Source organism: Cylindrospermum stagnale PCC 7417 (genome assembly GCF_000317535.1).
Lineage (GTDB): Bacteria > Cyanobacteriota > Cyanobacteriia > Cyanobacteriales > Nostocaceae > Cylindrospermum > Cylindrospermum stagnale.
Genome location: NC_019757.1, coordinates 4,651,297 through 4,677,362, shown reverse-complemented (window position 1 = coordinate 4,677,362; position 26,066 = coordinate 4,651,297). Strand labels below are relative to the sequence as shown.

At 42.1% G+C, this 26,066-nt stretch carries 18 protein-coding genes; 9 read left to right on the top strand and 9 right to left on the bottom strand.

What is annotated here, in order from left to right:
- Positions 1 to 39 precede the first annotated feature (39 nt).
- Complete coding sequence (locus CYLST_RS19595) at positions 40 to 3,048, top strand: hybrid sensor histidine kinase/response regulator (RefSeq protein WP_015209473.1); 3,009 nt, start codon at positions 40 to 42, stop codon at positions 3,046 to 3,048.
- Positions 3,049 to 3,717: 669 nt separating this feature from the next.
- On the opposite strand, the gene CYLST_RS19590 is transcribed toward CYLST_RS19595, so the two are convergent.
- Positions 3,718 to 5,391: an alpha/beta hydrolase gene (locus CYLST_RS19590; RefSeq protein ID WP_015209472.1), complete on the bottom strand. Its 1,674-nt coding sequence runs from the start codon at positions 5,389 to 5,391 to the stop codon at positions 3,718 to 3,720.
- 137 nt (positions 5,392 to 5,528) lie between these two features.
- Here CYLST_RS19590 and CYLST_RS19585 point away from each other — a divergent pair, with 137 nt between their 5' ends.
- Positions 5,529 to 5,726, top strand: coding sequence for a hypothetical protein (locus CYLST_RS19585; protein WP_015209471.1), 198 nt, complete (start codon positions 5,529 to 5,531; stop codon positions 5,724 to 5,726).
- A gap of 27 nt (positions 5,727 to 5,753) precedes the next feature.
- On the opposite strand, the gene CYLST_RS19580 is transcribed toward CYLST_RS19585, so the two are convergent.
- Complete coding sequence (locus CYLST_RS19580) at positions 5,754 to 6,668, bottom strand: ion channel (RefSeq protein WP_015209470.1); 915 nt, start codon at positions 6,666 to 6,668, stop codon at positions 5,754 to 5,756.
- A gap of 110 nt (positions 6,669 to 6,778) precedes the next feature.
- Here CYLST_RS19580 and CYLST_RS19575 point away from each other — a divergent pair, with 110 nt between their 5' ends.
- Positions 6,779 to 7,966: an MFS transporter gene (locus CYLST_RS19575; RefSeq protein WP_015209469.1), complete on the top strand. Its 1,188-nt coding sequence runs from the start codon at positions 6,779 to 6,781 to the stop codon at positions 7,964 to 7,966.
- A gap of 76 nt (positions 7,967 to 8,042) precedes the next feature.
- Here the strand turns inward: CYLST_RS19575 and CYLST_RS19570 are convergent, their stop codons facing one another.
- From CYLST_RS19570 to CYLST_RS19550, 6 genes are all read right to left on the bottom strand, one after another.
- Positions 8,043 to 8,909 carry a YsnF/AvaK domain-containing protein gene (locus tag CYLST_RS19570; protein ID WP_015209468.1) on the bottom strand — a complete coding sequence of 289 codons (867 nt, stop codon included), beginning with the start codon at positions 8,907 to 8,909 and terminating at the stop codon, positions 8,043 to 8,045.
- Between the two features lie 305 nt (positions 8,910 to 9,214).
- On the bottom strand, positions 9,215 to 10,126 hold the full coding sequence (locus CYLST_RS19565; RefSeq protein ID WP_015209467.1) for a DUF2382 domain-containing protein: 912 nt from the start codon (positions 10,124 to 10,126) through the stop codon (positions 9,215 to 9,217).
- A gap of 503 nt (positions 10,127 to 10,629) precedes the next feature.
- Complete coding sequence (locus CYLST_RS19560) at positions 10,630 to 11,472, bottom strand: DUF2382 domain-containing protein (RefSeq protein WP_015209466.1); 843 nt, start codon at positions 11,470 to 11,472, stop codon at positions 10,630 to 10,632.
- A gap of 459 nt (positions 11,473 to 11,931) precedes the next feature.
- Positions 11,932 to 13,830, bottom strand: a complete 1,899-nt coding sequence (locus CYLST_RS19555; protein ID WP_015209465.1) for a transketolase — start codon at positions 13,828 to 13,830, stop codon at positions 11,932 to 11,934.
- A 109-nt stretch (positions 13,831 to 13,939) separates the two neighbouring features.
- Positions 13,940 to 14,005: a hypothetical protein gene (locus tag CYLST_RS36825; RefSeq protein ID WP_425389087.1), complete on the bottom strand. Its 66-nt coding sequence runs from the start codon at positions 14,003 to 14,005 to the stop codon at positions 13,940 to 13,942.
- Between the two features lie 888 nt (positions 14,006 to 14,893).
- Positions 14,894 to 15,358, bottom strand: coding sequence for a GNAT family N-acetyltransferase (locus tag CYLST_RS19550; RefSeq protein ID WP_015209464.1), 465 nt, complete (start codon positions 15,356 to 15,358; stop codon positions 14,894 to 14,896).
- Positions 15,359 to 15,549: 191 nt separating this feature from the next.
- On the opposite strand from CYLST_RS19550, the gene CYLST_RS19545 reads away from it, so the two are divergent.
- Positions 15,550 to 15,810, top strand: a complete 261-nt coding sequence (locus tag CYLST_RS19545; protein WP_015209463.1) for a hypothetical protein — start codon at positions 15,550 to 15,552, stop codon at positions 15,808 to 15,810.
- Between the two features lie 652 nt (positions 15,811 to 16,462).
- Positions 16,463 to 17,341, top strand: coding sequence for a DUF4231 domain-containing protein (locus CYLST_RS19540; protein WP_015209462.1), 879 nt, complete (start codon positions 16,463 to 16,465; stop codon positions 17,339 to 17,341).
- Between the two features lie 86 nt (positions 17,342 to 17,427).
- Here CYLST_RS19540 and CYLST_RS19535 read toward each other — a convergent pair whose 3' ends face one another.
- Positions 17,428 to 17,889 carry a DUF1499 domain-containing protein gene (locus CYLST_RS19535; protein ID WP_041233176.1) on the bottom strand — a complete coding sequence of 154 codons (462 nt, stop codon included), beginning with the start codon at positions 17,887 to 17,889 and terminating at the stop codon, positions 17,428 to 17,430.
- A gap of 505 nt (positions 17,890 to 18,394) precedes the next feature.
- Between CYLST_RS19535 and CYLST_RS32390 the strand changes: the two genes are divergently transcribed.
- The 4 genes from CYLST_RS32390 (at position 18,395) to CYLST_RS19515 (ending at position 26,051) form a co-directional block, all read left to right on the top strand.
- Positions 18,395 to 23,074, top strand: a complete 4,680-nt coding sequence (locus CYLST_RS32390) for an eCIS core domain-containing protein (protein ID WP_015209460.1) — start codon at positions 18,395 to 18,397, stop codon at positions 23,072 to 23,074.
- A 9-nt stretch (positions 23,075 to 23,083) separates the two neighbouring features.
- A complete protein-coding gene (locus tag CYLST_RS19525; RefSeq protein ID WP_015209459.1) occupies positions 23,084 to 23,761 on the top strand; it encodes a hypothetical protein in 678 nt (225 codons plus the stop codon).
- A 100-nt stretch (positions 23,762 to 23,861) separates the two neighbouring features.
- Complete coding sequence (locus tag CYLST_RS19520; protein WP_015209458.1) at positions 23,862 to 25,367, top strand: hypothetical protein; 1,506 nt, start codon at positions 23,862 to 23,864, stop codon at positions 25,365 to 25,367.
- An 18-nt stretch (positions 25,368 to 25,385) separates the two neighbouring features.
- On the top strand, positions 25,386 to 26,051 hold the full coding sequence (locus CYLST_RS19515) for a hypothetical protein (protein ID WP_015209457.1): 666 nt from the start codon (positions 25,386 to 25,388) through the stop codon (positions 26,049 to 26,051).
- Positions 26,052 to 26,066: the final 15 nt, after the last annotated feature.

The window sequence follows — 26,066 nt, the reverse complement described above, 5'->3', positions numbered from 1 at the left end:
TAATGACTAAAGACTAATGACTAAGGACAAAAATTAATTATGTCAAAAGACAAAGAATTAGAAATCCAGATGCAGTTTCTGGAAGAAGCGACGGATTATCTCAATACCTTAGAAGGGGTACTGCTGGAACTCGACACAATTAACCGCATCGATTTGGAAAAAATCAATGCTGCACTCCGCGCTGCTCATTCTATTAAAGGTGGTGCAGGGATGATGGGATTTCGGGTGCTGAGTGATTTAGCTCACCGTCTGGAAGATTCATTTAAAGTCTTAAAAACCCGGAGAAATTCTCTAGAAATTGATACTCATTTGCAAAGTTTGTTACTATCTGGCGTTGACTGGCTGCGGCAGATTGTGGAATTGCTTGCAGAAGGAAATGTTTTAGAAGAGGCGTGGTTAGGAACCTTTTGTTACCCAATTTTTGATGAACTGCGCGATCGCTTGGGTGAACCCGCCCCAGAAGATGCTGCAACCATGCTCTCATCAGAAGAGGGGCAGGATATCATCCCCTTGTTATTTGCCACAGAAGTAGAAAGTTGTTTACAGCGTCTAGAAGCGGTGTTGGCAGATCGGGAACAACCCGGTTTACAAGAAGAAGTCGCCATCATGGCTGCTGAGTTGGGCGGTTTAGGGGAAATGCTTCAGCTGACAGCTTTCACCCAGTTGTGTGAGTCAGTCACCCAGCATTTAGAAGCGGCAAATAGCGATCGCGCGGAGCGCTCTGTCCGAAGCGATCGCCTAACCGAAATTTCTCAGTTAGCGTTGCAAGCATGGCGGCGATCGCAAGCTCTGGTGCTGACAAATCAACGGGATAGCCTGCCGACGGAACTTGATTTTAGCAATTTAGCCAACGCCCCCATCAGCCATACCCAAGAGCAGATTTTACCCACAGAAATAATTTCCATTGACGAAACTTGGTTGGCTGAAGAAATAGTAGAGATAGCTGGGGAAATTAATGCGGTTGACTTCCCAGAGCCAAATCCAGGATTCACCCCCGAAATTTCCCCAACAGATTCCAGATTTAGCGATGCGGGTTCTGTGCCAGACTCCCTGCGGATTGACACACATACAAATACTGTTGTCAAAGACCGGGAAAATCAGGAAAACACAGTCAGAGTTCCCAGCAAGCAACTAGAGCAAATTAATGACTTATTTGGGGAACTGATCATCCAGAGGAATGGGTTGAACTCACAACTCGAAAAATTACGCAAACTCATTCGCTCTCTCAGCCAACGAGTACAAACTCTTGACCGCGAAAATCAGGAATTACGTACGCTATACAATAAAATCGCTACGACCTCTGTCATCTCCTCTAGGTTGCCATCACCAGGAGACACTGCTGTGAACCACGAGACAACAGCTAATGAGAGCCGTTTTGCCACCTTAGAAAATAATCGTTATCACGAATTAAACCTGCTGTCGCAGGAAGTTATAGAAACCATTGTTCAGGTAGAAGAACTGACAACTGATATTCAACTCAGCGTTGACGATACAGATCAAATTGCCAGGAAGTTAAACAAAACATCTAAGCAATTGCAGCGAAAGCTCACCCAGGTAAGGATGCGTCCCTTTTCCGATTTAGTCGAACGCTTTCCGAGAGCCATTCGTGACCTGAATGTGGAGTATTGCAAAAATGTGCAATTAAACATTGAAGGTGGTAATACCTTAATTGAACGCAGCATTATCGAAGCTTTGAGTGAGCCTTTAATGCACCTGTTACGCAATGCCTTTGATCATGGCATCGAAGATGCTGCCACCCGTCACAGCCAAGGTAAACCAGAACAGGGATTGATTGAAATTAAAGCCACTCACCACAGTAATCGCGCCATAATTTCTATGCGTGATGATGGCCAGGGCATTTCCCTAGAGAAAATTCGCACCAGGGCACTAACTATGGGGTTAGATGCTTCACTACTGGCTGGTGCTAGTAAAGAAGAACTGTTATCGCTAATTTTTGAACCAGGGTTTACCACGAACGACCAAGTGACAGCGTTATCTGGTCGCGGTGTCGGAATGGATGTGGTTCGCAACAACCTCAAACTCCTGCGGGGTAATGTCACTGTTGATACAGAAGCAGGAATCGGTACGACTTTCACATTATCAGTCCCATTTACACTTTCAGTGGCACGAGTTCTGTTGGTAGAAAGCAATCGAATGCTCTTGGCATTTCCTACAGATGTGGTTGCAGAAATCTTTTTACTGTCAAATGAGCAGATTTTATTAATGGCTGGTAACGAATTCCTCAAGTGGCAAGATACTAAGCTGCCGCTAATTCGCCTTGGTCGTTATTTCGAGTTTAATTGCCACCGCTACGATAGCCCAGAACTGGAAACCCCGCCAGCAATTAATGCTAGTAGTGTGTTAATAGTTAAAGGCGATAATCAGCTAGTTGCTGTGCAAGTAGACCGTTGTTGGGGTGAGCAAGAAGTTGCCATCCGCAAAGTTGAAGGAAATATTCCTCTACCCAATGGTTTCAGTAACTGCACAATTCTTGGTGATGGTCGGGTAGTGGCACTAGTGAACACCAACGAGTTACTGTCTTGGATTACCACTAATCAGTACACCCCTAGAAACAATCAATTACCTTCAGCCAGATTACAAACGGCTTTTCTCATACCTCAGAATGATAAACCACCAGTAACCCCAGTCAAACAGAAAGGGACAATTTTGATTGTTGATGATTCAATTAATGTTCGGCGTTACTTAGCGCTAACTCTAGAAAAAGGAGGGTATGAAGTAGAACAAGCTAAAGACGGTCAAGATGCCTGGGAAAAACTTCAAAGCGGCTTGAAAATCCAGGCTGTAATTTGCGATATTGAAATGCCTCGCCTTGATGGTTATAGCTTCTTAGATCGTGTAAAATCAGACGTTAATATGAAGAATATCCCAGTAGCTATGCTTACTTCTCGTAGCAGTAATAAACATCGGCAAATGGCGATGCAATTGGGCGCAGGAGCTTATTTTTCTAAACCTTATAACGAGCAAGAATTACTGAGAACAGTGGAAGAATTGATTTTTACCGTAGCAGGCACGGCGTCATCCAGTTGAAGAGAGGAAATTGCTAATTGGTAGTGGGGCCTTTTTTCAGAAGTTTTTGTAGAAGAAACAAGTTTTCAGTTCTTCGACTCCGGCTATCTTAGCCAATCTGGATAGGCCACCTTCCCCATCAGGCAATTCCTCAACTCCTAATTGGGTTTGGTTTCTCAAATCTATAGCTTGTACAGATGTTGTCAAGATCACCAATATAAAGAGAGTGTCCCCAACCTTTGAGGCTAAATCTGCCGCTGCCGCGCTCGTCGTCTTTGATGCTCACAAAATATTCCCCAATGTATCTAAAAGTTTCTGAAAACTATCTACAGCTAGTAGAGGGATAAAACAGGAAACTAACAGAGGAAAAATTTCCTTAATTGCTAGTTCAATATAAGTTAATACCTTTCTCTCAAAGCAAGGCCCTAGGTGAGGAACCTAGGGGGTATTAACCCACGACATCATCAAGCTAATAGCTAAGTTAGTGTTGGGGGTAATAGCCCTAGCAGATTACTGGTTTGGGCGCTTGTGCTTTCAACAACGGCAATCCCTTGGGAAAAACCTGGACTTTCATTGGTCAGCCCATGCTAGTTGGCGGCGATGATGGCGACAGAGGGATAGAGAAAACCCAGATCTACCCAGCGTTTTCCTATCCAAAATTTAAAAGACAAAATCCAAAATGGTATAACCTTAGGGTGACGCTGGTGCGGCTGATTGACGAGATGCCCCATTCAATGCTTGAGCCAACTGATCGGCCGTCAACGACTGTACAAGACTGAGATTAAGCGGCTCCTTACTGATGTATTGGGCGTAGGATGGTTGCAAGTAAGAGCGATATTCCGGGCGCTTGAGCAGATGAGTTTCTAAGAAAGCCACACTCAAAGCTCTGAGATAGGAATAAGCAGGGGCAGGGTTTGGGCCTAGCAAGGCAGGCGGCACAGGTAATACACTATTCTCAGGAGTTGGTTCGGCGATCGCCGTAAAGTGGGTGGCGTTTTCAATCAAGGCGAGATATTTGTTGGGGTTAGGCAGCCAAGTGAAGGGGATAATTTGCTCTGGTACCACTGGGGTGACAATATCTTGACTACTTCCTACCAACATTACTGGCACTTGAATTTGACTCACGCCGCTTTGACTGAAGATGGAACTGTTAAAAGGATTAACCGCTATGACTACTTTAATGCGATCGTCCTTGAGCTGATAATTTATCGGCAGTAAATCAGTGGCACTACACTGCAACAACACCGACAAATTCAAGGATCTATTGGGTTTGCAAACCCGGCGGATTTGCTGAAAGTTAATTTTTGCTCCTGCCAAACTCAGAACAGTATAGCCACCATAAGAATGACCAATTGCCCCAACTTGCTGAAAATTGAGTTTTCCTTGGAGTTTGGGATCAGATTTCTCCAGCTGCTGGAGTTCATCGAGTACATACTTGACATCCATTGGTCGGTTGATCAATTCCTTTGCATCTGGTGGCCCTGCCAAACCCGCGAAGAATTGCTGAAAGCGTTCGGCATTACTACCAGGGTGTTCTAGTACGGCAACAGCAAAACCGTGGGATGCGAGATGTTGAGCCAGGTAAATAAAAGCATAGCGGTCTGAGGCTAGACCATGAGAAATGACAATTAAGGGAAAGGGAGGTGAAGCGGCGTTGGTGCGACTTTGGGGTGTTGCTTGCGGCAAATAAAGATCGACCGGCAATTGGCGTTCGCGTTTACTATCATTAAAAGTAAAGTTGATTTTCTCTAAACCAAAGGTTCCTGGGAGGCGTAAATCTGGCTGTTGGGAGAAGTCAACGGTGGAATTAGCCACTCCTGTGTTTACTTCTTTTTGAATAAAAGTTACAACCGCATCCCTAGTTTTCAGCAATTCCGACAAATTCTTGACTATCCCTAGACCTTCTGCGAAATTCAGCCGCACAGTATTGCTAGGATACTTACGCAGCACATTCACAACGGTCAAGCCTTGGGGGTCAGCAGCGGCTAAAATCAAAGCGGCACGTAGGGCAAAAAAGCCGTTTTGGCGAGAGTCAGTCAGCACCAATTCTCCCAAACGTCGCACCACCTCTTCCCCTATAGGTGAATAGGTAAACTGAGACACTAAGGTAGGAGTGAGGTTGAAGCGCTGCTGCAATAAATCCCGCAGTTGGGCTAGTTGTTGGGGGGTGGCGCGTTGAGCATAAAATCCCAATTCATTATTGATTTTGCCTTCTTTGGCAAAAAGTTCTAAAGAGTCAGCAGACAAGGAAAATTCCCCCAAGGGAGGGAAAAAAAAGCTAATACGCTCTGCTCCCAGTCCAGGAGTTGCCGTCAAAATCGTCGATAGCAGCCCTAAACTCAGGTATTTAAGGGTTTTTTTCATAACTTAGAGTTCATAGCAAAAACAGGGGGAATTTTGGGGTGCGAATGGGAATAGCATGCCGCTAATATAAAACTTAAATTCCGTCGTTTGGCGCTGCGCTCCGCGCGATAATTAATGTAGAGATTAAAGCGTATTATATGTCCTTCCCGAACTGCCCCAGTTGTGTAGTTGTCCTCAACCAACAACAGGAACAAAATATCTCCCACCAACACCAGTGTCAGGATGCCCAAGTCAACTACAGCAAAAGCACGGTAAAAAAGTGCACTGTGGTTGAAAATGGCCGCGTTGTCGTTAAACCCCTACAACTACCACTTGATGAAACTGCTGATGCTTGAAATTGTTGATCACAACTAATTAACTGACTAATCTAAAGGTAAAACCTCGTGAAAGTGTTGGTAGTCAACGTAGCGATGTCCATCAGGTGTTTGGTGCATGATATCAACAAACCGTTTGTTCCACAAAATCTCATCAGCACCGTAGCTATGACGGGCATGAAGCACCTGTGCAACCGTTTCATCAATGCCACTAACCGAGGCTATAAGCATAGTATTTGTCTGAATCAGTGACTCTGGTGTCATTCCATAAAGCGGACTAGACTGATCGATGACATGCATCACTGACCAGCTTAAGGAGAAGCTAGGTGTTTGGTTCCTCAGCAGCTTGAGGTCATAAATTCTTCGCATAAACTGCCCTTCTGCCGTTACTTCATCGCGCATCAAATACACTCGCATCTGTGCCTCCAAAATCATATTCCGACGCTGGTTAGCAGTGCGAAATGTGAGCGTGGGCATTCCCTCATAAACTGTAATCAGTGCCACACGGCTAAAAATTACCCGGGCTGTTGGTCGGGAAAACCGAGCAAAAGCTAGCCCCGTTAACATAGCAATTCCCATCACGCCGATCATCGCTTCAATCGTGACAATAATATTGGCGTAAGTTGTTTTCGGATACATCGCACCATAGCCGATGGATGCCAAAGTTTGCACACTAAAGAAAAAAGCATCTAAAAAAGAGCCTGGTCGAGCATTGGCGATACAATCTCCTCCTACCCAGTAAGCCAAGGCAAAAACGGCATTTATAGTTACATAAAAAATACAAATTAGAACCAGAAAGCCAGACCAAGGAAGAGTCAGCAGCAGATGGTAGGGATCACGCCAGTAGGAATACCATGCACCCATCCCCATAATCTCTAACTGTCCATTGCGGATTTTAATGTGAACTCGTGAGAGCGGACGCACTCGTTGCTTCCTTGGAAGCCTCTTCAGTCGAAATTTCATTGAGAGTGACCAAAAGAACGGCGAATGGTAGGATGACTAGAGTTGAAAAGTTGCTGTTTTCAGTTTTAATTACAGTCGCAAATTAATAACCATTAGGTTATATATCGCTGATGAATCGAAACTTCTGGATTATCGCTTTAATTGCCTTTATTAATTCCCTCAGTTTTACAATTTTAATTCCCATTATCTATCTTTATGGCAAAGAATTTGGTCTTAATGATTTCCAGACCAGTTTGTTATTTTCCATGTACTCTATAGCTCAGTTTTTCGCCACTCCTGTTATTGGTAAACTCTCCGACCGCTTTGGACGCAAGCCTTTACTGATTATCAGTTTAGCTGGGACTGTAGTTGCTAACTTGATAGCGGGAACAGCGACAACGGCAAGTTTTCTCTTTTTCGGTCGATTCTTAGATGGTATCACCGGTGGAAATGCTTCTGTCGCTCAAGCGGTTATTTCTGATATCACCGATGCGAAAGACCGCGCTCAGGGGTTTGGGACTTATGGTGCAGCAATGGGTTTAGGCTTCGTACTAGGGCCCGTCACAAGTTTGCTGGCACAGCAGATTTCTTTGGGTACTGCATTTTTAGTTTCGGGTGCAGTTGCGCTTTTAGGATTGTTAATTACAATCTTCTACTTACCAGAAACTCTGCAAAATAGGGCTGATAAAGCCAAAAATATCTTTGATTTAGGCTTGGAAAACTTAATCACAGGTTTGGTAATGCCAAAAGTAGGTATCCTGATTATTCTTAACTTTTTTATGGGCACAACCTTTACAATGTTCACTTTTGCATTCCAACCATACTATATTAAGGTTTTAAATCAAAATAGTCAGTCCTTAACACTATTGTTTCTAGCATTTGGCATCATTGCTGTAGTTATGCAGACTTGGGGAGTGGGAATTCTGAGTCAAAAATTTAATCTGGTGAATATATTATTTTTAGGTATATTCTTCCGCAGTCTGTCATTTATGTTAATGCCAATTTGGCCCAATATTACTTATTTTTGGGCAGTCAGCATATTATTTTCACTGTTTAATGCTCTGGTGCAACCGATGATTAGCACGCTCGTTTCTCTGAATGCTAAACCCCAAGACCAAGGAACTGCAATGGGCTTGAATGCATCTTATTTAAGTATTTCCAATGGGATTGGGCCTGTGATTGCGGGAATGATTGTTAGTCAATCAAATCCTCAGACCTACGGCTATCCCTTATATTTAGCGGGATTGCTGACTTTTGGAGTATTGTTTTTAGCGATCGCTACTCGCAAAAGATATACGCCAGAAGTTAACCCAAGTTAATTAAAAACTGTCGAAATCAGCATAAAAAAGTAGGCTGGGCAATGTCCAACCTACAAATAAATTAGCTGTTATAATCTTATTTTTGGGGCTTTAGTTGTTGACCTTTAGAACAGCGGTTAAACCACTCTTGATATTTTTGCTGGTCTGACTCATCTTCAACATGAATTGTAACTCTCACCTGCTTACATCCATGATTACGCTCTAGAGCGATCGCATTCAAAAGTAAACTAGCAATTTTAGGTGAGCTAAATTCGCCACTTACTGTTAAAAGACCGTCATAACTGGCAACTTCCCAGCCTTCCCCTTCAATCAAATCAATACCAGGAATTTCCCCTTGACCTAAATCAATTTCTACAAGTTGATGATGTTCTGGGCTGACTTGTTCCACAATCAATTTCTCACGCCGGACAGGAACTTGTATCATCCGGGTTTCAATTTGTTTGCGAACAATCACCTCCCCAACTTTCTGCTTATTACTGCCAACAACTAGACGCTCTTCTAGTAAAGGAATAATTTTTTCTTCCTCACTTGCTGATTCAATTGGCATATTTGCCGTTTGACTAGCTTGCTCAGTTGGACTTACTGAGAATTTCTGGCCGCCTGGTGTTGCTGTTTCTAAATATTCAGGCATATACTCTATTTCTGATTTTTCTATGTCTATAAAAACAGATTGCTTTCGGCTGTCAATTTTTTTGATCCTCTGGCTCCGCAAGCGGAATAACCGATGTTTATCGACAACTTGTTGATTCACCTGTTTAGATATCACTAAATTTAGCTGGCGATTAGCATCCACAATTAAATCCTGCACCTCGCCTACTAGCTGGTTTTGCTTATCAATTACAGCAAAGTTTCTCACTTTGCTTTTCAAATTCTCCAGCAATGTACTAATACGAATTCTCTGGTTTGCCGCTCCAATTTTGTTTGCTATCTGCTGGCTATGCATATGCAGTATCTATAAAGTGATTTATGCCCATTTCTGCCTATCTAGATGAAATCTATTGATCTTATTGGTTGATTTCAATTGCAGGTAAGGCTCATCTAGAAACCCCACCTGCACTATATTAAAGTCCTGGTACTAAAGTTCATTCCACTTTTGGAAAATGAAACCACAGATAAACCACGAGATTTATGCAGATAAATTAGGGTGTGTTTATGTGCGTGTATCAGCCAATTGAGCTTTTGCCAGGGGTCTGTTGTCTAAAGCCAATATCATCAGGGATTTGGACAAATGGGCCATCACTATCTGAGTTACCGTTCCTCAACTGGAAGGCCAGAAGTATTCACATCTAACTCTTCGCGACGCACGGTTTCTTGAGTCTCAACTGTCTCTTGATCTACAACTTTTCTGACTCTGACTTCTTCACGCAGAAAAGCTTCTTTGCGAATTTCCGGAGTTTCTTCGTGGACTTCCACACGAGCCACTTCACCTTCACGGAAATCAGCTTCGCGAGAAGAAACGACAGTCCCAGCGTCTGCTGGAGTTACGCGCTCAATCACGACTCGTTCTGTTTCTACTGGTATGGCAATTCGTGCAGTTTCAGTTTCAACGTGCTTACCGATCGCGACTTCTCCAGTTTTCTGGCGTCGTTTATTGGCAATTAACCGTTCTTCATACAGTCTCAGAGTTTGATGATCTTGCTCATTTAACCCATACAAAGAAGGCTCATGTTCGTAGCTATAGCGATCGCGATCGTAAATCGGCGTAGTCGTCGGCTGATAAGTTGCACCTCCTGCTGCTGATGCATCTAGGGGTGTTGGTGTTTCCAAAGGTGCTGATGTTTCCACGGGTCGGGTTTGATATTGAGGGCTGCGGTATACCCCGCGCACTCGTTCCTCATAGTCATGATCGAGCGTTAGGCGTTCATTAAACTCAGGTAAATTTTCCGCTTGCTCCCTTGTCAAGCCAATGGCGTAAACGCGGTCAGCCTGATAATCAACGCGGGTACGACCAATTGGTAACAATACTTTCTTACCAAAAATCCAGAAGCCTAAATCAACGACCAGATAGCGAAAATGACCATCGTCATCAACTAAAACATCAGTAACTGTGCCTATTTTTTCATCAGTTCTTTCTGTATAAACGCTAAGTCCCTTAATATCTTTGCCTTCAAAACTATCCCGGTACTTGGGATCAAAATCTTCCAGTTTGTAAAGAACCATGATATTTTCCCTTGAAACTTCCCTTTTATCTCCTATTTACTAGATTAAACAGTTATTGACGGCTCTCCATCTTTCTCTCGACGGAAATAACTAATAATCAAAAGTTAGAGGTATTTTAGATTCACAGTATATAAAAAATATCCGGTGTGGCTCAATAAATTTTAGTTAGAGTCTAATACATAAACCTGCGTAGTTTAAGTTAAGCTACACCACCCAAGATTACCAAGATTTTGTTGGGTAAAGCGCGAGGTAAAACCAACCTACAATTAATTTTCCTCACTGAAGTTTATTACAGTATGTCTAGCGAAGTAAGTAGGTAGGAGTAAATATTTGTCTTTGGGATTAGACAATAGGTAATAGGGTTTTAGACTCTTTCAAATTTCTTTACACAGTTATTTTTATTTATGCCTTCTTACTGATGATTACTTATAGCAATAGTACAGACAGGGATAAAAATAAACCCTGCCTGTACTAGATCCTCAACCAATTTCTTTGACATCTACTTAAATAGCTTCATTTCTTCTCACATCAGTTTCATTAAAATGAATATCGCCCGCAGTATTCACATCTAACTCTTCTCGACGAATGGTATCTTGTGCTTCTACCATGTCTCGATCTATGACTTTCCTGACTCGGACTTCTTCGCGGACAAACGCTTCTTTATGAATATCTGGCGTTTCTTCATACACTTCTATGCGTGCTACTTCCCCTTCTTGAAACTTAAGTTCTTTAGGATCGACAAATGTGCCTGTGGCTGTAGCCGGAACTCGCTCAATGACAACACGTTCTTTTTGAATAGGTATTCCCACCCGTGCAACTTCCGTTTCAATGTGCTTACCAACTGCAACTTCTCCGGTTTTAACGCGGTGCTTGCTGGCAATTAATCGTTCTTCATACAATCGGAGAGTTTGATGATATTGTTCATTCAAATCATATAAGGCTGGTTCTTGCTGGTAAGTGTAGGTTTCGCGATCAAAAGTTATATCACTCGTGGGTGAACGAAAGGCATGGCGTACCTTTTCTTCGTAATTGTCATCAAGGATTGTGTTGTCTTGGTACTCAGGCAAATTTTCTATCTGCTGTCTGCTCAGTTCATTAATATAGACACGCTTGGCAGGGTAATTGATGCGAGTCAGACCAATTGGTAGCAATATTGTTTTACTAACATTATCTACATTCGCGTTAATTACTAAATATCGAAAACGCCCGTTTTGGTCAACTACAGCGTCGGTAACTGTGCCGATGCTCTGCTCTCCCTGATTGTATACTTCTAAACCCTTAACGTCGTCACCGCCAAATGTTTCCCGGTAGTTAGGGTCAAATTCTTCGAGCTTATGAAGAGACATAGGTTTTAAGTTGTTGAGAATATCTTATTCACTAGCGTAATATTTATTTGGCTTGTTGCCCTCTGGCTGACGACTGAACTAAAGTGAGAGACAGTATAGTCTAGGGAACATACTTTATCAGGTAAATACCAGGAAATATGAACTAATTAAATTACCGATTTATATATTTCTCAAGTTATATATCAACTTTTATTTTTACAAAAATAAATCATACTCAGGTAAGATGATATCGAAAAAAATTCTAGTTCTAGTCTAAATAAATTTGGCTTGATAAAGCAGAAACCTCAGAGAAAAATTGCGTCTTTTCCCTGAGGTTTGAGATGATAACTATCGAGACGCTTGCTCTCACTGCTGTAGGCAGAAGTATTTGAGAATTAGTGATAAATCCGGGGCAATGTGATCGACCTCATTTTCCAAAAAATGCCGCAATTCAGCCCAAATTAGCCGACACTCTCCGTCTTATGAGGTTGATGCTCCCACTAGCTGTCTGATTTGGGATTTCACCGCTTCTACAATCGCATCGGCGTCAATCTTAGCAGCATGGAGCAGTTCTTCTGGGGTGCCGGAAGTGGGCATATCGTGTACTGCTAGTTTAATTAATCGCAGCTGCGGGCCGTGGTAGGCGGGAGAACTGATATTACCAGCAAAGGCATCCAGCACAGCTGCGCCTAATCCACCTTCGATCCAATGGTCTTCGACGACTACTAAATTACCGTTGGTATCCCGTGCGGCTTGATGTAGTGTCTGGACATCAATCGGTTTGACAGAGTAGGCGTCAATGACACGCACGGCGATACCTTCGTTATTTAAGCGATCGCTTGCTTTTAAAGCTTCATGCAAGGTAATACCCGCAGCAATCACTGTGGCTTGGTCTCTCTGGGAACTGCGGATAACTTTGCTGCTACCAATGGGAAATTGTTCATCGGCGTCATAGATCACATTTGTGCTTTCCCTAGTGGTGCGGAGGTAGACAACGCCATCGCGATCGCACATCAATCCGACTAATTTCGCCGTCTGATTAGCATCACAGGGATAAAGTACGGTACTATTCCACACCGCCCGCAAGGCTGCTAAATCTTCCAGCCCCATCTGCGAAGGGCCATCCTGACCAATCGAGACGCCAGCATGGGAACCGACTAATTTAATGTTGGCACGAGATATGGCTGCCATCCGCACAAAGTCATAAGCACGAGTTAAGAAAGCGGCGAAGGTGGAGGCGAAAGGTTTGTAATGTCGCACCTGCAAGCCGACAGCAGCTGCTACCATTTGCTGTTCGGCAATGTACATTTCAAAGTAGCGCTCAGGATAAGCTTCGGCAAAATCTTCGGCATAAGTGGAATTACTCACCTCAGCATCGAGGACAACCATATCGGGTCGAGCGGCCCCTAATGCTGTGATGACGTCACCGTAAGCGCGGCGTGTCGCTACCTTTGCACCTTTGTGGTATGTGGGAAGTTCTAGGGGTTGAGGATTACCGAGACTCGCCTGTTGCTCTTGTTCTTCCGGTCTATCTACTTGGATAGTAAAATTACGCTCACCGCCTAATTCGGCGATCGCTAAAACCTCTTGATCTCTTTTAAGTGCTTTGCCATGCCAACCACCGATATCTTCCAAAGCCTCCACACCTTTACCTTTCTTCGTCCGGGCGATAATTACCGTCGGGCGATCGTTAACAGCTAAAGCAGCACTATAAGCCTGATCAATCTCGACCAAATTGTGACCATCAATCTCAATCGCTTGCCAGCCAAAAGCTCTAGCACGGTTAGCATAAACTTGTGTGTTCCAGCCCAATTCAGTTTGACCCCGCTGACCGAGGCGATTAACATCAATAATGGCGATCAAATTATCTAAGTTATAGTGTGCGGCATGATCAAACGCCTCCCAAACCGACCCTTCGGTGGTTTCACTATCACCCAGTAGCACCCAGATATTATAGGAAAGTTGATCTAAATACTTACCTGCCAAAGCTACCCCCACACCAATGGGCAATCCTTGTCCCAAAGAGCCAGTTGCTACATCAACCCAAGGTAAAACGGGCGTGGGATGACCTTCTAGGCGGCTGCCATATTGCCGCAGTGATAGCAACTCCTGGTCAGAAATCATCCCCGCAGCTTTATACATAGCATAGAGAACCGGTGCAGCATGTCCTTTAGAGAGAATGAAGCGATCGTTATGGGGATTATCTGGATTATTGAAGTCGTAGCGCAAATATTTGGCGAGTAAAACCGCCATCAAATCGGCAGGGGACATGGACGAGGTAGGATGGCCCGACCCGGCGGTGGTTGTAGCGCGAATACTATTAACACGTAACTGTTGTGCCAGTTCATGCCATTGGTGTAGTTGCTCCTGTGTGGTCATGGTTATTTTCCTATATGAAAATCATGGAGATTGGGGATTAGGGTGAGACGAATTCGCTCATTCCTCAATTCCTCCTTGTCTTGTCTGTATCGAAGACAGCACAGCGTCTCTAAGAGAAGCGTTTTGACCTCACCTCAAAGATGTCTGCAAAGTCTGACCGGAAGGACAGCATCAAGAATTAAAAGAAATTAAAAATTAAAAAGCTTGTACCGTAAGGCTTTCAGCGATTTAAAATCGTAGCTTTATTTCCGCCAGCCTGTAATAGTACACTACGGCGTAAGTCAACCGACCATTAAAAATCTACCAAAAAGCTTGTGTCATCTATTTTTTTAATTTTTAATTTTCAATTCCGAGAAAGCGGTGCTAGTTTGCCATTTACTACTAGCGATATCGTCTCAAACCCGAAGAAGTTATGAATTTAAGCTAGATTTAGATTGTTCAGAGAGTTATTACACTCCTCTTGGGTTTACTTTAGAGAGTCGGAGTAACAAATGCTTCTTTCTAATGGAATAACTAGCCCTTCCTTCTCAGGGTATACAGATATTTGCATTCATTCAACCTCTTGCATAAGTCAGCCCCTTCGGGGAATTCAAAATTCAAAATTCTCTCATTAAAGATAATCAGTGGTAGCTTTCAACCCACCACTGATTCTAAGAATCAGTGGGAGTCTGTACCCAGAATTAATTAATTCAAAATTATTTCCATTCTCCTCTTCCTAACATAATTTTGCATTTTGAATTCAAAAAAGGTCAATTTTAGAAAAATGAAACCACAGATAAATACAGATAGATGCAAACAAATATAGATAAATCCAGATAAATCTGATTGTGCTTATGTGCAAATGCATAACAGAATTATCAAAATATAGACTAAAACATCAAAAATCCCTGATTCTCTAGATACCTGGTTTGCCACTGAATAACCAGAATCTACAGTATTCTGACTCCATGCATTCGCTCATCGTGTATTTTGTGATGCAATGGTGTTTTTCTTATTCAAGAAATAGGAAAATCCCTTGCTGTACCAGCCCAATTTGCAATTTTCAATCAATACCATTCAGAGGCTAGAAAATGAATTTTTCCATCACAAAATTGATAAATTTTTGCCCCCTAAGTTCAACTTCTTGCTTTTTCACAACAATAAATTTTTTACTAGCAAAAAAAGGTTTAGCTGTAATGCTTGCTTCTGTAAACAACTGCTTAATTCCTAAATCCCTTGCCTTTGACTCAATATTTGCAAGGAGTTGTGTGCCAACACCTCGCCTTTGAAAATCTTGATGACAAAAGAAGCGATCAATATGTCCATTATCCTCTAGATTACCAAAACCAATAATCTTGCCGTCTTTCTCTGCCACATAAGTAAAATTACTGCTTAAACTTCTCATCCAAACTTCAATATCTATATTTGCTGGTGCCCAAGCATCTACTTGTTCTTTTGTATAATCACGAATGTTTACACCATGAACAGTGTTGTAAAACAACTTGATAATTTCTTGGGTATCCCCTATTTCATAAGTTCTTACTTTCATCAGGTAGTTCTCAAAAATTAAAAAAAGTAGGTAATGTATGCCAGATAGCTCAAGCACAGGTATTGCTAGCGCTAAGGATAAAGAGAAAGAATGGCAAGATTAATTAAACCACAGATAACACAAATCATAATTTTTCTGCATTGGTGATTGTTTATATTCATAATTTGTAGATAGATAAGAGGTATTTGCTTATGAGTTTACCTACTGAAGAATTCCCATTGCCGAAGCGTTCGCCAACACCTAGGACGATTCAAGAAGTTCCTGCAAATGGGGCTGTTTCCAATGATTCATTAATTGCTAAGGGTTGGCAACGGGAACAGTATGTTGGTATTGCTATCCTTTTTGCCGGCTTGATTGCTGTTATCGGATTTTTCAGCCGCAGATTTGAATATGCGTTGGTGTTTGCTATTTCCCTCAGCATCATCTTAATTGTGTTTTTTCTGACAGCTTAAAATTTGGAATTTATGAGCAATCCAATTTCTCAAACCGTGATTATCGGTGGTGGCTTTACTGGGTTATTTACAGCTTTACACCTCAGCCATCAAGATTAACCGCGATCGCGTGTGCCTTGAACTCAGCGCTGCTGCTTTGGTACAGATCGCTAATTCTGATCGATGAAAATGAACGCTTTTGTTTTAAACCCTTAGTCTATGAGTACTTCAGCGGTCAAATGGACAATATGCAGGTGTTACCGTTTTAAGGTACTGCTAGAGGGTAGCGGTGTAATCTTTAATCAAGAGTCCGCTGGAATCAACAGACGTAAAGGTTACAGCGGTGCTGCCAAATGCCGTCGAGTATCAGCGCGAAGTCATGAAGCTTGAATCTGTAGGGTAATTTAACTGTGTGTAATCCACAACTTTACCAATGCTGGAATACTGATTCCAGCATTTTTTTTTAATTAAACATACTTATTATTTAATCTTGCTCTAATGTAATATATGGTATTGATATCTAAAACCAATTCACCATGATTTTGCCACAAATCAGACCCCAGCGCTCTTAATCAGGGTTTTAGGGTAACACTAACGTGCCAACTTATGGATAATCGGTATTAGAAATTGCTGCGATGAGCATTTTTCCCGTTTGCAAATTGAGTGTGAGGCAATGACTACTTCTGAAACGGCTAATTTTGAGCAGGTAAACCAGAGAGACATTTCCTATACATCTGAAAATTTATCCAATTCATCAGATCAAAACATGTTGTATACCTTGAAGTTTATTGAGTATTTATTGGCAGCTGCTTTTGTCAGTGCCAGCATTATAATTTATGTCTTTTCAGACAATCAAGATTATGTAATCGCTGGGGCAGTTTCTCTAACTGTTTTGATTTTTTTGTTTCTTTTCAATAGACAATTGTTTCAGAATTCTCAAAATGCCTTTAATCGGTCTGAACTCACTAAAAAAGCTGAACTCTATACTTATCTATTGAGCAACAATAACTCCTTGTTAGAACAAAATACAATCATTCCCGCCAGACAAAAAGCTTTACAGTACTCCCAAGATTTAATTGACGATTATAGAAAGGTGCGGAATTTATCCAGAAACCTTTACTATGGCTTGCAAATTTCCACCGTTATTTTATCTGGAGTCACACCAATATTAGTTTTGGTAGACAAATTGGAAGCAGGACAAGCTTGGCTCAAGTGGCTCCCTGTTATTTGTCCCGCTGCTGCTTCGATAGTCGCCAGTATCGTTACCTCTTTCCCGTTTCAGAAGAATTCTCTTGCTGCCAACACAGCCGTTGAATTGTTAGAAGCTGAACAAGAAAAATTTATTTTGGGCGTAACTCCCCTTTATCGTTGCTATGATGTGACTGACGAAACCGAACAGCAACAAAAGGCAAGTCAAGCAATAGAACACTTTATCACGCAAGTGAATAATATTCACCTCCAGTTAGTACAACAAACAACTGATTCACCAGCAGATAAGAAAGAGAAAAAAGATTCAGAGTCATCTGATGCATCTAAGTCAGAGGAAAGTTAATCCAGTTAGCCAAAAAGACGAATAAAAGCAGAACTACACAGGCAAAGTTTGCCTGTGTTTTTTTACTCATTGATCTTGTGTAAAACTCAGATATTTAAGTCGCGCAGAGCCAAACGAATTTGTTCGCTTCGTCGGCGGTTGACACCAAGATCCGACTCTCCCACGCGAGATGCCGAGCGAATATGAATTACAGACTCATCGGCAGGGAAATAAAACTCTACGTCATCAACAAATTTAAAGATGCGGCTTTTAGAAAGAGCATGGATGTAATTATCTGTCTGTTCTACAACTTCTGTACGAGGCACAACCGTCAGGACTTTGAGTAAAATTTTTCTAGCTGTATCACGGTCTACATGATAGGTAATCGGGTCAATAGCGTGTTTGGCATCAGCATTTTCACTCACAACACAGTTTGGAGAAGCAGGACAAGGAGCAAGATGACCTTCTCCCAAAGAAGCAGCCCAAGTAGCCGCAGGAATTAAAATGGTTAGGAATATTACGAAAATGATATTTAGCAGAACTTGCTGTGAGAATTTTAGCAGGGACATATAACTGAGGAAGTGATTTTCACACTTCACCCTATCATCCATCCAACCGCACTCACAATCTCAATGCACCCGTGACACATAATCACGGTTAAATTCTCCACCGCACTGGGAAGCCACCCACTGGGGTGGTTTTTTTTATAAAAGTTATATGTTGATGTACTTAGTTTAAATGTCAAGCTTTTTTAATTTTCGCCAGAGAAAAATACAACAAAATAAATAAGGAATATACTGAGGAGATGACAAATATACAGCATTTTTCAGGTAAATGAGGTACGCGGGTAGGGGCACAACAATGTTGTGCCCCTACGATAATCTGTACCTCACCAAGTTGCAATCTGCTGTATTTCCTACCTTTAGGTAAAAAGCCGGGCAAGATATGGTCTACGAAAGGGTGCAAAAAAACAATTCCAGAAATCCCGCTTCCTAAAAAGAGTCTAGAGAGTCAAATCAAACCACACTCTTTTGGTATCCAGCCTGAATCAGCTTTTACTTAAAGGATTGAGAAATGTATAGTAGACAACACAGAACTTCCAAAAATTCTTCAAATTCCTCTGACAAACCAGCAAAGAGTCAGTTCGCACCGCGTCGCTTTGTCGTTCAGCCCAAAACGGAGGAAGCAAAGCCCCAACAAGACCAAACGCCAGAAGAACAGACTCAAAAGGACGAGGTACAGCAGTATAAAAGTGCCTTGATAGATAGCTCAAAATGGACACCCCGCCCGTCCCCACCACGGGAACCAAAAGTTCAGATGAAGCTGAACATTCCTCAACAGGGGGATATGTTTGGGCAAAAGGCAGTCCCATCAAACCCTATTGCTATCCAGCCCAAAGTAAACACGGATTTATCCCCAGCCCAAAATTCAACCTTGGGGCCATTCGAGAAAGCCGAAGAAGTATCGAATGAAGCTGTTGAAATTCAGCGGATGAGTGCGTCAGGAGAGTCAGGGGATGATGATGCCAACTCGCCGAATGGGGGAAATATTCAACGGGCTTGCTCTCTATGCGATTCGGAAAACTCACTCCTCTCCTCCAAACTCACCATAGGCGCACCAGGGGATAAATACGAGCAAGAGGCAGACTCAATGGCAGAACGGGTGATGTCAATGGACACACCAACTGCTAGCTCCCAAACAATCGGGCGCCATTCGGAAGAACCACTCAACTCGATTCAGCAACAACCTTTAGCCCGAAGCATCCACCCATTAGTCCAGCGTCAGATTGACTTAAACCGCATTCAGAGACAGCCGACAACATCCATCCACCCACTGATTAAGCGTCAGATGGAGTTCAATCAAAACCGCACTCAGACAAAGCCGATAACATCGACTAACCCATTAATTCAGGGCTTTGTCCAAAAGACAGAAGGCAATATTCAGAGTCAAAGCAATCCAAATCAAGGAAGTTCCAGCTTAGAAAGCCGTTTAGCGAGTCAACAAGGTTCTGGTAATCCCTTAGATGAACAGACACGCTCTTTCATGGAACCCCGTTTTGGCAATGATTTTAGCTCTGTGCGCGTGCATACAGATAGTTCATCTGTTGAGATGAACAAGGAATTGGGGGCGCAAGCGTTTACTCATGGTCAAGATGTTTACTTCGGGGCAGGGAAGTATAACCCCGGTGCAGATGATGGTAAGCGGTTATTGGCTCACGAGTTAACCCATGTAGTGCAGCAGACAGGTGCTGTTCAGCCTAAATCAGCCCCTAACCAAGCATTCAAGAACAATAAGATACAGACAAAAGCGCTTCTCACCTCATCTTCTGAACCGCAATCAATTATCCAGTCCAAGAAGCAGAATTCTCAGGAATCAACAAAGCAAAATCGCCAAGAACCAATTAAGCAAGATCAACAACAGCTGAAACAAGAACTCCCGATAGCTGATGTTGAACCAGGGAAAGAGCAACCAGCAAAGAATCAGGATAGTGACGGTGCGGCAGTTGCGCCCCAAGCAGATAGTGACGGTGGAGCAGACAGTGACTACGGTGCGGCAGCTACAGTCCAAGCTAGTAACGGTGCGGCAGTTGCGCCCCAAGCAGATAGTGACGGTGGAGCAGATAGTGACGTTGCGTCAGCTACAGTCCAAGCTAGTAACGGTGCGGCAGTTGTGCCTCAAGCACAGATTCACGGTGCAACAGGTAGTGCCAAAGCCCCATCTACAGGAAAATCTAGCGGTGGTGCTACGACAGCTACAGGTGGAGCAAAAACTGCTGCTTCCCCTCAACAAGATCCAGAATTTCAAGCAGTAGTGAATAATGCCAAGGGAGTAACGGAGGAAAAGAAAAAACATGATCCGGCTCAGGCAGAATCGCAAGAAGCCCAAGATGCGGCTCAACCACCCAGCAATGAAGTAGAGAGCAAGGCCCAAGACAAGCAAGTTCAGGAGATGAACCAGCAGCCGCCTGGAGAATTCAGCGCCGAAGCCTTCAAGAAAAAAGTGATGGATAAGGTGGATGCGGCTGCACCAAGAACTCTGGAAGATGCTGACAAATTTAAGGATAATAATCTGCTGGACTCTGTGGGGGGAAACCTATCGAGCAATGCTAAAGATGCAACAGAGCAAGCGACTGGCCCGGTTGCCGAGAAAGCGAAAGAAGCACCTGACAGCAGTGGGATTAAACCCAAAGAAGTCAAACCACTAGAGAAGCCGGAAGCAGGAGCCAAACCGCCTGATATTGGTGCAGCTAAAGCCACACCTAAACCCAAGTCAGAAGCTGAGGTATCTGCACCACTGATAGCAGAGAGCCAAAAACTCGACCAGCAAATGGCTGAGGCTGAGGTGACGGAAGAACAACTGGCAAATTCCAATGAACCCCAGTTTGTCAAAGCTGTAGGCGCTAAGAAAGAGGCTCAAACCAAGGCTGTGGAAGCGCCTCAAGTCTACCGTCAACAGGAACAAGCAACTTTAAACCAAGCACAAACTGAGGCACAGACCACCAGCCAAACTCAGTTAGAGGGAATGCATGGTCAACGGGAGCAGTTATTAGCTCAAGTAACTGGTCATCAAGATGAAACCAAGAGTAAGGATGAGCAAGCACGGACTAAAGTTGCTACCGATATTGATGGCATTTATCAGCAAACTAAGTCAGATGTTGAAGGTGTTCTCAAGGGTTTAGACACAGAGGTAACAACCAAATTTAAGACAGGTGCAGATACGGCTAAGAAAAAATTTGAGGAGTATGTTGCTCCTTCCATGTCCGAGTACAAGAAGCGGTATGACGGGATTTGGGGTGCAGGACGTTGGTTAAAAGACAAACTGCTAGGTGTGCCATCTGAAGTTACAGCCTTTTTTACGAAAGGAAGAGATTTGTATCTAGGAGAAATAGATAAATCTCTAACTGATATTTCTAACTATGTTGCCGAACAACTAAAGACAGCTAAAGAAAAAATTAATCAAGGCAGACAGAAAATTCAGGATTATGTCAAAGGTTTGCCAGAAGCACTCCAGAAAGTGGGGGCTGAAGCGGCACAAAATATTCAAAGTAAGTTTGATGAATTAGAGCAGAGTGTTAAACATAAAGAAACTGAATTAGTTGATAAGCTGGCTCAACAATATAGTGAAAATCTCCAGCAACTTGATGCCCAACTTCAGGAGATGAAGGCATCAAATCAGCCTTGGTTTGCTAAAGCCTTTGATGCGATGGCTGGAGCTATTGAGAGTATTAAAAAACTCAAAGATATGCTGATGGGGGTGTTGGCTAAAGCAGCTAGTGCTGTCGGCTCAATTATCAAAGATCCCATTGGCTTTTTAGGCAATCTGGTGACTGGGCTGAGACAAGGTTTTGAAAACTTCACGGGGAAAATTGAGACACATCTGCAAACAGGTTTAATCGGCTGGTTGACGGGTGCTTGCGGTGCTATGGGTATCCAGTTACCAGAAGATATCTTCAGCTTACCAGGAATTTTTAGTTTAGTAACTCAGGTGTTGGGACTGAGTTGGAACTACATTCGCGGTAAAGGGGTGAAGCTGTTTGGTGAGCCTGTGGTGGCGGGAATGGAAAAAGAGTCGGAAATCTTCCCGATGTTGATGAGTGGCGATTTTAAGGGAATGTGGGAACACGTTCAGGAAGATTTCGGCGACCTGAAAGAGACGGTAATTGAACAGATTAAGGAGATGGTGATTACTCAGGTAATTACCGCTGGGGTGAAATGGATTATCGGGTTATTAAATCCAGCTTCGGCGTTTGTGAAGGCGGCGATGGCAATTTACGATATAGTGATGTTTTTCATCAATAGTGGTAGCCAAATTATGGATTTGGTGAATGCGATTATTGATGCTGTAAGTGCGATCGCTTCTGGTGCTGTTGGTGGTGCTGCTAAGTTGGTGGAAGATGCCCTGGCTAAATCCCTACCTGTGGTAATTGGTTTCTTGGCTTCGTTGTTGGGTGTGGGAAATTTGGCGAAGAAGGTGCAGGGCATTGTTGAGAAGATACGTTTGCGGATTGATCAGGCGATCGAGAAGTTGCTGCAAAAGGCGAAGAAGTTATTTAAGGGTAAGAAGGGTAAGGAAGGTAAACCTGATGAACGGACTGAGAAAGAAAAGAAAGCAGACCTTAATAAAGCTTTAGCTGAAGCTGACACCCTTTTAAAAGAGAAAGAATTATCTTCAAATGAAGTTAAAAAACACCTACCAGCTATTAAGATTAAACATAAAATAACGTCTCTTGAACTTATTGTTGATAAGGAGAGTAGTAAGAATGAAACTGTCCACGTTAAGGGTGTAATTAATCCTGAAGGAGAGACACCCAAAAGAGACTTGATGCGAGAGACAAGGTATATTAAAAATGGAATGCTTAAAGAAGAATATCGTAGTAAGGACAAAATACGTAAGCGATTTTATGGTTCTAATAAGCCTTATAATCAAGAAGCAATAAAGAAAAAAGACGAGTTGCTTACTAAGTATCAAGTAGATAAAGACAATTGGAAAGAACCAAAAAGCGGTAAGATTGTATCTAAGTCAGATGTAACAATTGAACATAGTCCATCTGTAATGAGCCATTGGAATGGTACGGGCTACAATACAGATCAATCAACTCGCCGCAACTGGTATACCTTTGTAGGAAGACTTGACGAATTGGAAATTCTGCCGAGGAAGGGAAAGGATGGAAATAGCAGTGGTGGTGCGAAAATGGAAGGAGAATATCGCTTTGATATAGGTGAAAATTTCAAAGGTCCAGATGAAAAAGATTAGAGGTAAATTATGGAACAAGATCCTACTTATATAATATGGCATCCATCTTTAAAACAGAAAGATGAATTTTCTAGCATTATCACCTTTAACATCACTCCAATTGCTACCCTTGATTTTCCTACAGAACCTAAAGAATTCTATATTCAGCTTTTGGCAGATATTGGTATTGATATTGAGCCAAAATCTTGGGATATTGTTGCTTATCGATCTAACTACTACAGAGATTTAGAATCACAAGATTGGCAAGATTATTGGACAAAAGTCTGGCGAGTAGTAATTAATTTAAATGGACACATTGATAAGCTACCAAAAATATCTGAAGAAGACATTGAAACTTACGCATACGCTCTCGATTCACAATGTAATGAAAACAATAATCAGAAAGAAATTGGATGTATAATTATTGCAGATTTCCAAAGCAAGACATCTGCCGAAAAAGCAAAAGTTGCAGTTCAAAACTCTGAGAAAATTCAACAGCTAGCCCAAGATATTTCAGCACCAGTACCAGAATTATATAATCTTGAAATAGGTGAAAATTTTTATCAGATACAAATTGTTCTTGGTACATTTCCTGAATCATTCTTTATAAATGGTGCTGCTTATGCTCTGGCTATAGAGAATATATGTAATCAGTTAGGGGGAATTACTTCTTTTGATGAGCGGGTAAATGAATGGGGTGAAATATAGCTACTAGGGTGTGAATTGCTATTAATTTCTTGAAATGAGAAAAGAATTATACTTCAGTTTATAAATGTTGAAATAAACGGTAATCGGACAGATTAAGGAGATGGTGATTACTCAGGTAATTACGGCTGGGGTGAAATGGATTATCGGGTTATTAAATCCAGCTTCGGCGTTTGTCAAGGCGGCGATGGCAATTTACGATATAGTGATGTTTTTCATCAATAGTGGTAGCCAAATTATGGATTTGGTGAATGCGGTTATTGATGCGGTAAGTGCGATCGCATCTGGTGCTGTTGGTGGTGCTGCTAAGTTGGTGGAAACTGCCCTGGCTAAATCCCTACCTGTGGTAATTGGTTTCTTGGCTTCGTTGTTGGGTGTGGGAGATTTGGCGAAGAAGGTGCAGGGTATTGTTGAGAAGATACGTTTGCGGATTGATCAGGCGATCGAGAAGCTACTGCAAAAGGCGAAGAGGTTGTTTAAGCGTAAAGGTGGTGCAACAGGTGCAACAGGCGAAACAACAGATCACAAGGCTCTTGCTAAACAAGCAGCATCAGAATTGAAACAAACAAGAGGGGAAGGTAAAGATTATGAAACTCTCAGAAAAGAGAAAGAAGCACAAGCCAAGCAAATTGAACAAACTTATACAAAGAAACTAAAGCCAGGCATTAAGCTCAGTGTTCACTTTGAAAATGCTGCTAAGGATAAGAATGATGGAGACTTAGACTTTAAAGTGGTGATTGCACCTAACGATACTGTAGTCACAGATGAAATATCTACTGATAGACTTAGCAAAGATAATCGAACTTTGGCTGAAAAAGAACGTGATTTGAACGCTGCTGTTAAACAGACAGAAGAAATATCACGTCAGCCTGATGCTACATATGAATCAATTAAAACTCAATTGCCCAGTATAAAAGAAAAATACACTCTTAATAAAATTGAACTTTTTAAAGGGCAAGATAATATTTATCAAGTTCATGCTGAAATTAATCCAACTTTGACAGTTCCTCTACCATCCTTAGATGCAGGGGATACGACAGTAAAAACAAAGCTAGTAAGTTTAAACTTTTTTGGTTCAAGTCCCGGAGATATAGATAAGATTGCTAAAACCTTAAAAGCTGTGGGTGGTGGCTCTGCTATCGGCAATTATATCGCATTAGGTCTATTCGATCATTGCTCTGGATACAAAGATATTTTGCAACAACTTAAGCAACCCTCAATGCTGCCATCTGTTTTAATGGCAATGAAAGAAGCAGATTCTCTTATGAAAGCGGGATATAAGAAATTAGAATTTGAGAAAAAATCCAATACGCCTCACTATGACATTGATGTAGCAGTAGTAGATATGAATGGTTCATGGTCGATGGTTTACCAATTAAAATATGTTGCAAATAATAGCAGCATTGCCAAGAATGCAACTAGTGCTGCCAAGCAACTAGAGAACGCACCAGCAGAAGAAAAATGGTTGGTTATAGAAGTGAATAATGGTACATGGGATGAATTTAAGTCTGACGGAAGAGAGAAAGGCATTCAAGAAACATTTAAGAGCCAATACCCAGAAATCAAACTAAGAGTCAAATTTTCTGATGGACATGAAGAAACTTTCTAAACGTCAAGGAGAAGAAAAATGATAATTAATAGGCAAATCGGTGTGGTCGCAGACTGGTGGTTTGAGAATCGTCAGTGTCTAGTTTTTCCCAACAACTTGTCCGAGCTATTTCAGCTTTTACAAATGTGTCAATTAGTAATTGAGGTGCTGCAAGTTCATCAGTTATTAGAACCTCAACAAGTAATATTCTCTGGCTGGCTAAACTATGATCAAGATAGTAATACCTTAGTAAAGATAGAAGAACCTACTGAAACAATATCAATTGATCATCGAGGATTTTTAGCTTGTTGTGGGGAAAAATTAGATCAACTAGGACAAAAACGTTCTTTTCTTTATCCTATTGATATCTACATCTTAGGAATGGGTATTGTTTTAGATGCTAAAGGTAATCCTGAGAAGCAACCTGATGTTATTTGGCTTGGGGGGAAAACACTAGATGCCCACATTGTCAATGTATGCACTCAGAGTGATGCTTGGCTTCCTTACAATCTCTTAGCGGAGCCACAGTTAGAAGTATCGAAGCTTAATGCACCTAGACTAGAATCTGCACTCAAGGAAATTCAGGATAAATTGGGTATTATTCCTGTGACAGATACTTACAGTGACTATGCTATTATTGACGGCTTTCATCTCAGTAACCATATTGATATTGATGGTGAGGTAATCAAGACTCACCATGTGTAGTAACGTTGAACATTC